General features: G+C 60.9%; 10 protein-coding genes. 1 reads left to right on the top strand and 9 read right to left on the bottom strand.

Annotated features, from left to right (window positions below; translation table 11 throughout):
* Positions 1-114: 114 nt before the first annotated feature.
* The 5 genes from NKH23_RS11835 to NKH23_RS11815 form a co-directional block, all read right to left on the bottom strand.
* Positions 115-2,256, bottom strand: coding sequence for a beta-galactosidase (locus NKH23_RS11835; protein ID WP_352977306.1), 2,142 nt, complete (start codon positions 2,254-2,256; stop codon positions 115-117).
* Positions 2,257-2,274: 18 nt separating this feature from the next.
* Positions 2,275-3,414, bottom strand: coding sequence for an ABC transporter ATP-binding protein (locus NKH23_RS11830; protein WP_352977305.1), 1,140 nt, complete (start codon positions 3,412-3,414; stop codon positions 2,275-2,277).
* 61 nt (positions 3,415-3,475) lie between these two features.
* Positions 3,476-4,327: a carbohydrate ABC transporter permease gene (locus NKH23_RS11825; protein ID WP_352913810.1), complete on the bottom strand. Its 852-nt coding sequence runs from the start codon at positions 4,325-4,327 to the stop codon at positions 3,476-3,478.
* Positions 4,327-5,211 carry a carbohydrate ABC transporter permease gene (locus NKH23_RS11820; RefSeq protein ID WP_352977304.1) on the bottom strand — a complete coding sequence of 295 codons (885 nt, stop codon included), beginning with the start codon at positions 5,209-5,211 and terminating at the stop codon, positions 4,327-4,329. Before NKH23_RS11820 ends, NKH23_RS11825 begins: the two co-directional genes overlap by 1 nt.
* 70 nt (positions 5,212-5,281) lie before the next feature.
* On the bottom strand, positions 5,282-6,553 hold the full coding sequence (locus tag NKH23_RS11815) for an ABC transporter substrate-binding protein (protein ID WP_353025185.1): 1,272 nt from the start codon (positions 6,551-6,553) through the stop codon (positions 5,282-5,284).
* A 251-nt stretch (positions 6,554-6,804) separates the two neighbouring features.
* Between NKH23_RS11815 and NKH23_RS11810 the strand changes: the two genes are divergently transcribed.
* Entirely contained in the window at positions 6,805-8,007 is a 1,203-nt protein-coding gene (locus tag NKH23_RS11810; protein ID WP_352977302.1) for an ROK family transcriptional regulator, read from the top strand.
* 26 nt (positions 8,008-8,033) lie between these two features.
* Here NKH23_RS11810 and NKH23_RS11805 read toward each other — a convergent pair whose 3' ends face one another.
* The 4 genes from NKH23_RS11805 to NKH23_RS11790 are packed head-to-tail and all read right to left on the bottom strand — an operon-like array spanning position 8,034 to position 13,245.
* Positions 8,034-9,404 carry an alpha-glucosidase/alpha-galactosidase gene (locus NKH23_RS11805; RefSeq protein ID WP_352977301.1) on the bottom strand — a complete coding sequence of 457 codons (1,371 nt, stop codon included), beginning with the start codon at positions 9,402-9,404 and terminating at the stop codon, positions 8,034-8,036.
* 21 nt (positions 9,405-9,425) lie between these two features.
* Complete coding sequence (locus NKH23_RS11800; protein WP_352977359.1) at positions 9,426-11,093, bottom strand: ABC transporter ATP-binding protein; 1,668 nt, start codon at positions 11,091-11,093, stop codon at positions 9,426-9,428.
* 9 nt (positions 11,094-11,102) lie between these two features.
* Entirely contained in the window at positions 11,103-12,236 is a 1,134-nt protein-coding gene (locus NKH23_RS11795; RefSeq protein WP_352718088.1) for an ABC transporter permease, read from the bottom strand.
* Position 12,237: 1 nt separating this feature from the next.
* A complete protein-coding gene (locus NKH23_RS11790) occupies positions 12,238-13,245 on the bottom strand; it encodes an ABC transporter permease (protein ID WP_352661884.1) in 1,008 nt (335 codons plus the stop codon).
* Positions 13,246-13,284 lie beyond the last annotated feature (39 nt).

Genomic DNA, 13,284 nt, shown 5'->3' with positions numbered 1-13,284 from the left:
CGCACGTCAAAGCGCCGGTTCGATATGGATCGATGCCGGCGTGCTGCCGATGCCGGTCGAATTCCAGGATCAAAGAGTACTCAGGTTTCGTATGGCTAACGTCCGCGACAATGCTCAGATCAATTCGATGACAGCGCAGCCATAGCCGTCCAGCGTCAATACTCCGGAGACAGGCACTTCGCTATCGAGCAGGTTGCTGCCGGAGGGAATGCCGGTTACCGCAACGGGCGTGTCTTTGATGTTTTGCACGAACAACAGCCGGCGTTCGTCATTCTCGCGCATCGTGACCTCGACGCCGTCCGGCAGATCCGGAACCAGAGGCTCCACATTCGCATCCACGAAAGTGCGCGTAGCGAGTTGAGCTGTCAGCTCCGGGGTTAGATAAGTGCCGACATAGAGCACACGGCCCTTGCCGACGGCGCGGGAGGTAATTGCAGGCGTTCCTGCCGCGTAGCGGTTCGACCAAACCCCTACAATTTCGACTTCCGGTTCGACTGCGAGGCTCTCATAGAAATAACCGGCATCGAACTCGTGGTTTCCGACGGTGAAACGACGGATACGGCGGCTGGATTCGGCCGGTCTGTCGGGAGGAATGACGAGCCCGCCGGAGCGCGACATGGTATTGAACAGGCCATTGGCCCCAGGTGCCGCCAGCCGCCCGAAATCCTCGACGCGAACGCCGGTCAACTTCGACAGCGACCGGCCCGGCGCTGTCTCGCGGATGACGTGGTTGTTTTCGTCGCGGGTTCCCGTGCGCGCGCCGATGATGACGGTACCGCCATTTTCGGCAAAGACTTGCAGCCGCTCGGTCCAGCTGTCCTTCCAGATCACCCAATGCGGCACGTAGAACACCTTGAGCTTCGACAGATCGTCTTCCGGATGGATGAAGCCGCAGGCGATGCCGCGGTCATAGCAATACTGATGCAGCAAGGTTGCGTCGTCCTGCGGACTTGGCAGGCCGATGGGGAAGGTCTTGTGGGCTTCCTGATTGTCGAAGTCCGAGCCGGCGATGCCGACATCCATCCGCACATAGGTGCCGAGGATCTTGTCTTTCAGTGCCGTCATCTCGGTGGCGAACTGCCTGGCTTCGTCATAGCGGCGGCGAGCGACATCATCGTGGTCGATGATGCCCATCCAGTATATCTCCGCACCGAAATGCGCGGGGCGCCAGCGGAAGAACATGATACCATCGGCGCCACGTGCAACCGACGACATCGCCATGCGTCGCATTTCGCCCGGCTCCGGCGTCAGCGTGCAGAAGCCCGGCTGGGCGCCAAAGCCCGACTGTTGTTCCGGCACTATGTAGTTGCCGGAAAATCCCCTGCAGATGTCGAGATGCAGCGCCTGGATCTTGGCGTGGTTGCCTAGGCGAAAGAACTCGTCATAGAGGAACGGATAGATGTCGTAGCCGACGAAGTCGAGATCGGTGGAGAATTGGCCGCGAAAGTCGATGTCACGCAATCCGCCGAGATTGTGGAAGATGAACCAACTGGCGTTCGCTTCTCTCAGGATCTCGACCTGGTCGTGCTGGAACCGTGCTGTCGAAAAGGCGAGAAAGCGGTGGTAGTCCTGGAGGTGACCGGGACCGGGAAAGGACGGGGAAAAATCCAGCGGGAAGACAATTTCGCTGAAATCGCTGTAAGCCGTCGCCCAGAAGTCGCCACCCCAGGCGAAATTCAGCCTATCTATCGTCTGGTAGGTTTCCTGGAGATAAGCCTGGAATTCCTTCAATGCCGACGGCGAATAGGATTCCGGCATGCTGGTGTTGAGCTCGTTGTCGGTCTGCCAGCCAATGACATTTGCGTTGTCGCGGTAGTGGTCCGCCATCGCCTTGGTGATCTTGCGGCTATAGTCGCGAAACACCGGGCTGCTTGTGTCGGCATACTGGCGTGAGCCGTGGCTCATCGACCGGCCATTTCCATCACGCCGCAGGATTTCCGGATGTTTTGCCGTCAGCCAGCGCGGCGGGGTGGCGGTCGGCGTGCACAAGATCGTGTTGACGCCGTGACGCGCGAGGCCCTCGATTGCCCGGTCGAACAGATCGAAATCGAAGGTGCCTTCACGCGGTTCGAAAATGTGCCAGGCGAATTCGCCGAGGCGGGCGACGTTGAAGCCGGCCTCAGCCATGCGCCGGGCGTCGTTGTCCCAGTAACTCTCGTCCACATGTTCGGGGTAGTGCGGCGCGCCGACCAGAAAGCGGTCGGTCTGGATCGTGCGCCAGACCGACAGGGCGCGGCCTTTTGAAGTCTTGTTCACGAAGGATACTCCTGCAGATCAGTCGGTGATGGTGGATTTGCGGGCACTGATCGTCCGCTCATCGACAGAGGAAAAGAGATAGACGTCACGCGGCTCGACCTTGAAGCCGACGGTCGCATCCGCAGCGACGGCACTTGCATGGCCGATCTGGACGGTGACGTTGCCGCTGCCGCTTTCGGAACTGACGCATTGCAGCGGGCCGGCGTCGGCATAGAGGATGGTCTCGCGGCCGAGATGCTCGACCAGCCGTGCCCGTCCGGCAAAACTCGCCGTCTCTTCCGCGGCCAAGCTGATGCTCTCCGGCCGGATCCCCATCGTCACCCTATCCCCGACCTGCACGGATGCAGCTTCCGTCAATTCGACAGTCAAGGGAGAAAGACCGGCGGTCGACAGCGTGGCGGCGCCGCCGGAGACAGCGGCGACCGTCACTTCTAAAAATTTCATCCGGGGTGCGCCGAGGAAGCCGGCGACGAAGAGATTGGCCGGATTACGATAGAGTTCGAGCGGAGCGCCCACCTGCTCGACCGAGCCGCGATTGAGCACGACGATACGGGTTGCCATTGTCATCGCCTCGGTCTGGTCGTGCGTGACATAGACCATGGTGGCGCCGAGCCTGGCATGCAGATCGGAAAGCTCGACGCGCATCTGCGTGCGCAAAGCTGCGTCGAGGTTGGACAATGGTTCGTCGAACAGGAACACGTCGGGCGAGCGGGTTATCGCACGGCCGATGGCCACACGCTGACGCTGGCCGCCGGAAAGCTGTTTCGGCCGCTTGTCGAGCTGGTCGGCAATGCGAAGGATCTTGGCGGCTCGCAGCACGGCGGCGTCGATCTCGGCCTTGGGGCGATGCGCCATGCGCAGGCCGAAACCCATGTTCTCGGCGACCGTCATATGCGGGTAAAGCGCATAGGACTGGAAGACCATGGCAATGCCGCGCTCACCCGGCTCGGTGGTGGTGACATCACGGCCGTTGATGAGAATCTTACCGGTCGAGACGGTTTCAAGCCCGGCGATGATCTTCAACAGCGTTGACTTGCCACAGCCGGACGGCCCGACGGTGACAATGAACTCGCCCTGTTCGACGCTGAGATCGATGCCGCGCAGCGCATGGTAGCTGCCATAATTCTTTTGTATCTGCCGGAGTTCAAGACTGGTCATGGAGCCCTGCTTGCGAAATCAGTTTCGGATCGGGTGGGCGACGCCTTGAAGCCATGGTCGCTCATCCCTTGACCGCTCCCATGGTGAGGCCGGTGATGAAGTGCTTCTGCATTAGGAAGAACATGGCAACCGGCGGCAAAGCCACGACGATGGTGCCAGCCGAGATCAGGTTCCAGGCCGAGACCCATTCGCCGCGCAGATTGGCGAGGCCGGCGGTGACCGGTTTGACAGTATCGCTGATGGTGAGCACGACCGCCCAGAAATAATCGTTCCAGATAAAGGTGAAGAGCAGGATGGCCAGCGCCGCGAGAGCCGGCCGCACCAATGGGACCACGACATGTACCAATGTCTGAAACGGCGTCGCGCCCTCGGCCCTGGCGGCCTGAAACAGTTCTCCCGGCAAGGCGGCGATGAAGTTGCGCATGAACAGTGTCGCAAACCCGGTCTGGAAGGCGACGTGGAAGATGATCAGGGCCGCCATCGTGTCGTAGAGGTTGAGCCGCACCATGAGATCGCGCACCGGGATCATCATGATCTGGTGCGGCAGGAAGTTTCCGCCGACGAACAGGGCGAAGACGAGCATGTTGCCGCGAAACCGATAACGGGCGAGCACGAACCCGGCGAGCGTGCTCAAGATGAGAACGCCCATCACCGAGGGGATGGTGATGGTCAGGCTGTTGAGGAAGTAGCGGGCCATTGGCGTCTGGGTGAAGACCGCCGTGTAGTTGTCGACCAGGCCGAATTGCGTCGGCCAGCCCCACAGATTGCCGCCCATGACATCCTGCGTAGAGCGGAACGAGGTGAGAATGATGGCAAAGAGCGGTGCCAGCCAGACAATCAGGATGCCGGTCACCAGCACGACATAGAGGCGACGCCGCCAAATAGCCGTTTCGGGAAACGGGCGAGGAAACATCAGCCGCCCCTTTCATCGGCGCGGATCATCCGCGTCAGGTACCAGGCGATGAAGACCGCCATGATCACGAACAGCACCGAAGCAATGGCCGCGCCATAGCCGAAGCGGTAGGAAAAGATGGACTGCTCGAACATCTGATAGGCAAGCACCTCGGACGAACCGAAGGGGCCGCCGCTGGTCATCACCGAGACCATGTCGAAGGAACGCAGTGCGCCGACGACGGTGACGGCGATGGCGATAAAGGTGACCTGTGTCAGCTGCGGCAATACGATGTGGCGCAGCATGTTCCAGCCGCTGGCGCCGTCGACCCGCCCGGCGCCGATCAGGTCCTCGCTGAGATTGTTGAGGCCGGCGAGATAGAGCACCATGCAGAAGGCGATCTGCGGCCACAAAGCTGCGATCACGACGGCGAAAGTGACGAAGTTTTCATCCGACAGCACTGCCGGGGCGGTCGCGCCGAAGGTGCGGAAGACCAGGGCGAGAAGCCCGAATTCCGGCGTATAGACCCAGGTGAAGACAACGCCGACGGCAACCGAAGCCAGCACCAGCGGAATGAAGAACAGCGATTTGAGCAGGCGCATGCCGCGGATTTTCTGGTTGACGAGCAGCGCGATGACGAGGCCGAGCGGCGGCGCCAGCATGAACATCACCAGCCAGATCAGATTGTTCTTCAGCGAAACATAGAACTGCGGATCGGCAAACAATTCGCGGTAGTTGCCAAGGCCGATCCAGACCATCGGGCTGAAGCCGTCCCATTCGTGCAGGCTGATCCATAGGCTCTCGACCGCAGAGGCCAGAATGACGTCGGAAAACAGCAAAGCGGCGGGCAGGATCAGAAGTGTCGGTGTCAGCCACCAGCGATGGCGGCGCCAAAGCTTCGTCATTTTGGGAGACCTCATTCACCGGAACGCATCGGGGAGCGGGCAAGACCCCGCTCCCCTCCGCTGGGAGGCGCTAGACCTTGAAGATCCGGCGACGGGTTCCCTCGAGACGCTGAAGAATGGCATCCCGGCGCTCCGGCTTGGCCATGAATTCCTGGAAGCCGACCAGACCCGCCTGGGCCATGTCGGGATCGGTGTCACGGTCGTAATATTGCGACGTGCCGGCCACCGTCTTGAGGCTTTCCACAGCTGCGTTGACCAGCGGGTCCTTGCTGGCCGGAAGGTCGTTGCGCGGCGGAACGTTGCCGCCAGGTTCCAGATAAGGGCCGAAATTTTCCGGCTGATAGAAGAAGGCGAGGAACTCGCGGGCACCCGCCTTGTTCTTGGCGTTGGCCGGGATGTGGACCGAATTGACCGAGAATTCTTCGTAGCGGTCGAGGGCGCCGTCAATCTTCGGGAAAGGCGCGAATGTCAGCTGCTCGAGATCCTGCTCAGGGAAAGTAGCCTTCACGAAGGCGCCGAGGTTCATCATGCCGGCCTTCTTCTGGGCGAGGAAGGCGCCGGCCTCCTGCCAGCCGAACGACGTCTGATCCGGCGTGAAGAAACCCTGCTTGATCAGGTCTTCCCAGTGGTCGAAAACAGCCTTCAGCGCCGGGTCGGTATAAGCCATCTTGCCGTTCATCAAGGCAAAGTGCTTGTCGAGACCGTTGATCCGCAGGTTCATCTGGTCGAACCATCCGGCCGCCGGCCAGAGTTCCTTGGTGCCGATGCTGACCGGAATAACGCCGGCAGCCTTGGATTTCTGGCCGTAAGCCAGGAATTCGTCCCAGGTCGCCGGTACCGTCAGTCCGTGCTCGGCAAAGAGGTCCTTGCGATAGAACATGCCCCACATCGTGCCGCCGGTCGGCAGGCCATACTGCTTGCCGTCGACCGTGACCGCACCGGTCGTGGCACCCAGCACGTCCTTATATTTCTGCTTCTCGAACAGATCCGAAATGTCGTCGAACAGGCCGCGGGTGACGAAAGCGCGCATGCGGTTTCCGGAGAACCAGAAGCAGATATCCGGCGCGCCGGCCACAAGGTAGTTGCGGATCGCGGTCTTGTGGGCCTCGTGATCCATGTTGTTGATTACAACTTTGGTGCCTGACTGCTTCTCGAAATCGGCCGCGATGCGCCGCAAAATCTGCAGGGCATCTGCATTGTTTTCGTCTGAAATGATGGTGACTTCGCTCGACTGGCTGAGTGCCGGCATCGGGAAGCCCGCGAGCGCTGCGGCGGAAATGCCGCCCGCTCCCTTCAGGAAATTGCGCCGCGTAGACGGCTTTCCAATCCACTTGAACGTCATTGTTACTCCTCCCGTGTTGTCAATTCTCTACTGGCACTCCGGCCGGCGCGGTTGTTCTTCTTCAACGGCGCGGATCGGCAGCTCACCTCCCGGGCAAGAGAATATGCTTGCCCGCCCCTTCAGAGCGCGGTGACATTGCTAACCGGATTAATTTCGCTGACCCCGGTTCGGGTGTTGAACAGTCGGACAAACTTATGCATATGTTTTCTCCAGAGGCAATAATTAATTTACAAAATTAAGAAAGCGGATCCGTGAAACTCAAGGGTGACCCGAGTACGACTCGGGCGATGAACCGCAGACTGATCCTCAATCTCTTGCGGCAGGAAGGAGCGCGCAGCCGGGCCGACATAGCGTCAGTTACCGGCCTCAGTCCGGCAGCGGTCACCTTCGTCGTGGCCGGCCTCATCGAGGAGGGCCTGCTGATCGAAGGCAAGACAGTCGTGGGCTCGGCTGGGCGCCGCCCTATCCCGGTGGATATCAACTATGCCAACGGCCTTGCCATAGGTTTCAAGCTGATGGTCGGATCGGTCGAATGCGTGGTCACCGATCTTGCGACCAATCCGCTGGGCTCTCTGCGCGTCAAGCTCTCGGACAGCGATCCCGACCATATCATAGCGACCTTGGCCAAGGCGGTACCGGAGCTGATTTCGATTGTCGATCGGCCCGCTGCCAAGCTTGCCGGGATCGGCGTTTCAATGCCTGGCGTCATAGACAACCAGAAGGCTGTGTGTATCCGCAGCAATCGCTATAACTGGGACAACGTTCCCCTTGGCCCGATGCTGGCCGAACTGGTAGACGTCCCCGTGTGGCTTGAGGACGACACCAATGCCTATGCCATTGCCCAGCAACTCTTCGGCCTGGGACGCCAGCACCGCAATATGGCTGTGCTGGCGATCGGCGTCGGAATCGGCTGCGCGCTCGTCTTCGATGGCAAACTCTATCGCGGCGCGAACGGTGCCGCCGGCAAGTTCGGCCACAGCTCTTATGAGGAGAACGGCCGCCTTTGCGAGTGCGGAAAACGCGGCTGCTTGATGGCCTATTATGCCGAGCCGGCGATCCTGCGCACCTGGCGCGAAGCCACCGGGCACGACGAAGCGGATAGCAAAGTCAGCCTTATGGCAGCCTTGGCAGACCGCGAACCGCGAGCCGTCGCCATTCTCGAAGAAGCCGGACATGGCATCGGCCGGCATCTCGCCAATCTTGTCAACATCACCGACCCGGAGGTCATTGTCGTCGGCGGTGAAGCCGTGTCGTTTGGCGATGCGCTGTTTGGCCCAATGCGGCTGACCCTTGGGAAAAATACCTTTCGCGCGGCACCACCAATGCTGCTGGACTGGGAGGACAATTCCTGGGCAAGGGGAGCGGCTGCTCTCGTAACGCAGAAGCTCTTTGATTTCGAAACATCTGCCGGCAACGCCGCTCCGCTTTCAAAGCCGGCCCTATGGTCGGCATAGGCGAGTGAAATAGACAGCCCTGCGCCTCAGGCCGCCCGAACGCTGCGCGCTCCGCGCGCCCAGGCCGGCAGCCAATCGCCATGCGCAACCAGCAAATCATCGACCAGCGACCATATCTGGTCGAGGTCGAGCTCGGCCGCCGTATGCGGGTCCATCATCGCTGCGTGATAGATGTGCTCGCGGTTCTCGGTCATCAGCGCCTGGACCGTCAGTTCCTGCACGTTGATATTGGTGCGGATCAACGCGGTAAGCTGCACAGGCAGCTCACCGATGAAGGTGGGTTGAATGCCCGAGGCGTCGACGAGGCATGGCACCTCGGCGGCGCAATTATATGGCAATGACGTGATGCAGCCATTGTTGCGGACGTTGCCGTAGATCACCGACGGCTCGCCGGTCCAGACCGAGTTCATGATCGAGGACGCATATTCCTTCGACTGCTCCACTTCGATCTTGTCAGCCGAGCGATAGGCTTCCGCTTGCCCCTTCCAGCGTTCGATCTGCTCGATGCAGCGCTTCGGGTATTCGTCGAGCGGGATACCGAATTTCTCGATCAGATCTTCGCGCCCGTCCTTGATGAAATAGGGCGTGTATTCCGCGAAATGTTCGGAGCTCTCGGTGACGAAGTAACCGAGGCGCTTCAGCATCTCGTAGCGCACTCTGTTCGGGCAGCGCGGGTTCCACCCCGGCTTCGGCGCCCGCCCTTCGCTGTAGGCGCGCAGCAGATCCGGATAGAGGTTGCGGTAGGAGCCGTCCGGCTGGCGATGCTCGAACTTCAGGTAGAAGGCCATGTGATTGATGCCGGCCGAGCGGTAGCGAATTTCCTCGTAGGGAATGTCGAGGTCATGCGCCAGCTCCATCGCCGTGCCTTGCACCGAATGGCAAAGGCCGACCTGCTTGATGTCCGGGTATTTTTCCGCGATCGCCCAGGTGTTGATCGCCATCGGGTTGACATATTGCAGCATGATCGCCTGCGGGCAGATGGCGCGCATGTCCTCGCAGATCTTCCAGAGATGCGGCACGGTTCTCAAGCCTCGCATGATGCCGCCGACACCGAGCGTATCGGCGATGGTCTGGCGCAGCCCGTATTTCTTCGGAACTTCGAAATCAGTTACCGTGCAGGGCTCGTAGCCGCCGATCTGGAAGGCGACGACGACGAAATCGGCGCCCGCCAGCGCCTTGCGCTGGTCCGAGTAGGTTTCGGCTTTGGCCTTTACGCCAAGCGTCGAGATCAGCTTGCCGACGACGATTGCGCTTTCCTCGAGCCGTTGCGGATTGATGTCCATCAGCGCGATCGTCGCGCCGGATAAAGCCGGACGCTGCAATATGTCGCCGACGATGTTCCTCATGAACACCGTCGAGCCAGCTCCGATGAAAGCGACCTTGGGATTTCTTGCCACAACGACCTCCGGCATAAGCAATCAGGCTACCTCGAAAGCGGCTTTGACCAGCCGTTCGGTGTAAGCGGTTTTGGGATGGGACAGGACTTCGTCGACCGGCCCCTCTTCGACGATCCGGCCGTGCTGCATGACGATGACGCGATGGCACAGCGCCCGCACGACCTTGAGGTCGTGCGAGATGAAGATGTAGCTCAGGCCCCGTTCGCGCTGCAGCTTGCGCAGCAGTTCGATGATCTGCGCCTGGACCGAGAGATCCAGCGCCGATGTCGGCTCGTCGAGCACGATGAATTCGGGTTCGAGCGCGACGGCGCGGGCAATCGCAATACGCTGGCGCTGGCCGCCGGAAAACTCGTGCGGGAAGCGCGACAGGATATCGCCGGGCATGCCGGCGCTGATCAGCGCCTCGCGCACCCGCTCGATCCGATCGTTCCTGGTGGTGCCGATGCGGTTGACGACCAGCCCTTCCTCGATGATCTGGCCGATCGTCATGCGCGGGTTGAGCGACGAGAACGGATCCTGGAAGACGACCTGCATGCGCGACCGCAACGGCCGCATCTGCCCCCGCGAACAGCCATGGATCGGCTGGCCATCGAAATAGATCTCGCCGCTGTCCGTGGTGTTGAGCCTGAGCAACGCCTCGCCGAAGGTGGTTTTGCCCGATCCGGATTCGCCGACGAGACCCAGCGTCTCGTGCCGCCGAAGTGTCAGGCTGAGGCTGTCGACGGCGACGAGTTCGCGCAGGTCCGGCCTCATGAACGTGCCATGCCGCAGCATGAAGGAGACGCGCACATCCTTGGCTTCAAGAATGACGTCGGCGCCTTCCGGCAACGGATTTGCCTGGCCGCGCGGCTCGGAGGCAAGCAGGTGACAGGTGTAGGGATGCTGCGGATTGGCAAACAGCTTCTCCGTCACATTGTGCTCGCGCATCTCCCCATGCTGCATGACGTAGACATAGTCGGAGAACTGCCGCACCACCGTCAGGTCGTGCGTGATCAGGATCACCGCCATGCGCAGTTTCTTCTGCAGGTTTCGGATGAGATTGAGGATCTGCGCCTGAACCGTGACGTCGAGCGCCGTCGTCGGCTCATCGGCGATCAGCACATCCGGATCGTTGGCCAGTGCCATGGCGATCATCACACGCTGGCGTTGGCCGCCGGAAAGCTGGTGCGGGTATTGCTTCAGCCGCGCCTGGGGTTCAGGAATCTGCACCTGCTGCAGCAGCTCGAGCGCTCTTGCTTCGGCCTGCCTGCGGCTCATCTTGCGATGCACCCGTATCGCCTCGACGATCTGGCTGCCGATCGTGTAGATCGGGTTGAGCGAACTCATCGGCTCCTGGAAGATCATCGAGATGCGGTCGCCGCGCAGTTTGCGCCGGGCACGCTCGGAAAATTTCAGGATGTTCGCGCCGTTGTATTCGACGGTCGATTTCGGCGACACCACCGCGCGCTTCGACAACAGCCCCATGACGGTGCGCGCCGTCACCGACTTGCCCGATCCGGACTCGCCGACAATGGCGATCGTCTCGCCGCGATAGAGCTGGAACGAGATGTCCTTGACGGCTTCGACCATGCCGTGTTCGACCTTGAAATCGACGGCGATGTTGCGGGCATCGATGACCGGGTTTTCCGAACGGCCGTCATGGTCGAGCCGGACAGGCGGTGCGAAGGATTTGACGAGCGCGTGTTGCATCATGTCACGTCAATACGGATCGACCGCATCGCGCAGTCCATCGCCAAGCGCGTTGAACGCGAAGACGGTGACAAGCACGAAGCCGACCGGCGAGAGGATCCAGGGATAAGTGCCGATGACCGAATAGGTCGCGGTGTCTTGCAGCATCAGGCCCCAGGAGATCAGCGGCGGCTTCACCGCGAAGCCGAGAAAACCAAGGAAGGATTCGAGCAGGACCACGCTGGGGATTGCCAACGTGACCGCAACGATGACGTGGCTCATCACGTTTGGAAAAATATGTTGCATGATGATGCGGCCGTCCGTGGCGCCGACCGCCATCGCCGCACGAACGTAGTCGATCCGCGCCAGTGCCAGGGTCTTGCCGCGCACCTCGCGCGACATCTGCGCCCAGCCGAGTGCCGACATGACAACGATCACGAAGGCCAGAAAGACATTCGTCGGCGCCGTCACCGGAACGAGTGACGTCAGCGCCAGATAAAGCGGCAATTGCGGAAATGCGAGCACCAGTTCGACGAAGCGCTGGACCCAGACATCGAATGTGCCGCCGAAATAGCCCGACACCATGCCGACCGTCGTGCCGATCACGGTGACGATGAAGACCACGGTCAATGCGATCATCAACGAGATGCGCGAACCATAGATCGCACGAGCCAGCACATCGCGGCCGAATTTGTCGGTGCCAAGGAAATGCACCGGCTGGCCGTCGGTCGAGCCGAAGAAGTGCCGGTTCGCGGGAAGCAGGCCGAGCAGTCTGTACTCCGCTCCCTTGACGAAGAAGCCGAGCAGCCGCGGATGGTCGTAGTCCGGCCCGACGACGGGTTGGAAGGTAACCGGGTCGAGGTCTTCCGAATCCGCCAGGGCATAGACGCGTGGCTGGAAGACGAAGTTGCCGTCTCTGTCATGGAAGCTCATCATCTGCGGCGGGGCAAAGCCGACATCGGTCACCTTGGGATCCATCGGTGCGAAGAAGTCGGCAAACACCGCCAGCAGCACCAGAAACGCGACCAGGATGAGCCCGGCCATGCCGGTCCAGGACCGTTTCAGGCGGCGCCAGACGAGCGCGATGTAGCTCTCATTGCCGCGCGGCTTGACCTTGGCCGGTTGCTCGGCAAGTGGCGGCAGCGAGGGCTCGAAAGCAAGCATCTCAGGACCCTGCATATTGGCGCACACGCGGGTCGAGCATAACGAGCAGCATGTCGGCGATGATGTTGCCGACGATCAGCGTCGCCGACAGCACCATCATGAAGGTCGCCGTGACATAGACGTCACCGACCGCCATCGAACCAACGATCGCCGGGCCGACGGTCGGCAGGGCAAAGATGATCGCCGTCTCGATCTCGCCGGTCAGCATATAGGGCAGCACCACGCCCTGATACATGACCAGCGGATGCAGCGCATTGGGCACCGCATGGCGCATGACGACCGCACCGCCGCTAAGGCCCTTGGCGCGAGCGGTTTCGACATATTGCGCATTCAGCGTGTCGAGCAGATTGCCGCGCATCACCCGCATGTTGTAGGCGAGCCCGCCGAAGGTGGCGATGGCGACAACCGGCCAGACATGCCGGACCAGATCGACGAACTTCGCCCAGGACCACGGCGCCCCGCCAAATTGCGGCGAAAAGAAGCTGCCGATCTCGGAGACGTTGAACTGGAAGACCAGCAGATAGACGATGATCAGCGCCATCAGGAAGCGCGGTACCGTCATTCCGAGGAAGGAAATCGCTGACAGCGTACTGTCGATCCAGCTGTACTGCCTGGTCGCCGCCCAGATACCAAAGCCGATGCCCAGCACCGAAGCCAAGAGGTGGCAGACAAGCGCAAGCAGCAGCGTGCGCGGCAGCCGCTCGCCTACCACGTCGGCGACGGGCTTGTTGTAATACAGGCTGTGGCCGAAATCGCCCCGGGTGACGATGCCGGCGATCCAGTTCAGGTATTGGAGCGGAACCGGCTTATCGAGGCCATGCTCCACGCTGTAAGCCTTCGCCTGGGCATCGGCCTCGGCAAAGGAGGCTCCACCCTGGTTGATGAGCTGCAAGCGAATGTAATCGGCATAGTTACCCGGCGGTGCCTGGATGATCGCGAAGGTAACCACGCTCAAAATGGCGAGAACCGGTATTGCGGATGCTATGCGCATAAGCAGAAATCGCAGCATCGACCGTTTTTCTCCTCGCTCAGGTTCTCAGTTATCCCT

The sequence above is a fragment of the Mesorhizobium sp. M1328 genome (genome assembly GCF_040318075.1).
Taxonomy (GTDB): Bacteria; Pseudomonadota; Alphaproteobacteria; order Rhizobiales; family Rhizobiaceae; genus Mesorhizobium.
This window is presented reverse-complemented; position numbering and strand designations above follow the sequence as displayed.

Excerpts from the sequence above, each read along its gene's own strand:
- NKH23_RS11830 (WP_352977305.1), bottom strand. The coding sequence starts at position 3,414 with ATGACCAGTCTTGAACTCCGGCAGATACAAAAGAATTATGGCAGCTAC.
- NKH23_RS11825 (WP_352913810.1), bottom strand. The coding sequence starts at position 4,327 with ATGTTTCCTCGCCCGTTTCCCGAAACGGCTATTTGGCGGCGTCGCCTC.
- NKH23_RS11820 (WP_352977304.1), bottom strand. The coding sequence starts at position 5,211 with ATGACGAAGCTTTGGCGCCGCCATCGCTGGTGGCTGACACCGACACTT.
- NKH23_RS11815 (WP_353025185.1), bottom strand. The coding sequence starts at position 6,553 with ATGACGTTCAAGTGGATTGGAAAGCCGTCTACGCGGCGCAATTTCCTG.
- NKH23_RS11800 (WP_352977359.1), bottom strand. The coding sequence starts at position 11,093 with ATGCAACACGCGCTCGTCAAATCCTTCGCACCGCCTGTCCGGCTCGAC.
- NKH23_RS11795 (WP_352718088.1), bottom strand. The coding sequence starts at position 12,236 with ATGCTTGCTTTCGAGCCCTCGCTGCCGCCACTTGCCGAGCAACCGGCC.
- NKH23_RS11790 (WP_352661884.1), bottom strand. The coding sequence starts at position 13,245 with ATGCTGCGATTTCTGCTTATGCGCATAGCATCCGCAATACCGGTTCTC.